Genomic DNA, 552 nt, shown 5'->3' on the forward strand with positions numbered 1-552 from the left:
TCGGGATCGGTGTCCATACGCTGGATCCGCACGGCCAACTCGTCCCCGAGGCGCCACATCTGGTTACCCCAGCCGCCCTCCACCTCACGCAGGGGCAGCCCGGCCAGGTCCGGATGCTGGTCCCGCAACAGGTCGCGGATAAGACCCGCGGTGATCACGATCTCGATCTCGATCTCGATCATGCGGAGCAACCATACCGGGTTCGACCACGACAACACTGTCCGACCGTTCCGACGTGCAATCGACGCGCAAACTCCGGAGCATCACACCATCGCTGCCGCCCCCGTGGCCGCCGCGGCCGAGGTGAGGTGCCCTTTTTCTTCCGGCCAGTGGCCCCTACTAGGGAGTTTCTCGTGGATGTTGGTGGTTCGGTAGCGTCCACTGTCCGTGGTCGGACGAGGTGAAGTCACGGACCGGGCGTGGGCGCGCATTGAGCCGCTGCTGCCCAGGACGGGTGGTCGTGGTGGCCGGTGGGCGGACCACCGTCAGACGATCAACGGGATTCTGTCGCGGGAACGGACCGGGGCGCCCTGACCGGACATGCCCTCCCGC

General features: G+C 66.7%; 1 protein-coding gene and 1 pseudogene. One reads left to right on the forward strand and one right to left on the reverse strand.

The window, feature by feature from the left end; genetic code table 11:
* Positions 1 to 182, reverse strand: a pseudogene (locus NBZ83_RS32540) (aminoglycoside phosphotransferase); the annotation flags it as partial.
* Between the two features lie 205 nt (positions 183 to 387).
* Between NBZ83_RS32540 and NBZ83_RS34125 the strand changes: the two are divergent.
* Positions 388 to 534: a transposase gene (locus NBZ83_RS34125; RefSeq protein WP_498041104.1), complete on the forward strand. Its 147-nt coding sequence runs from the start codon at positions 388 to 390 to the stop codon at positions 532 to 534.
* The last annotated feature ends 18 nt before the right edge of the window (positions 535 to 552 follow it).

The sequence above is a fragment of the Frankia gtarii genome (assembly GCF_025403375.1).
Classification (GTDB): domain Bacteria; phylum Actinomycetota; class Actinomycetes; order Frankiales; family Frankiaceae; genus Frankia; species Frankia gtarii.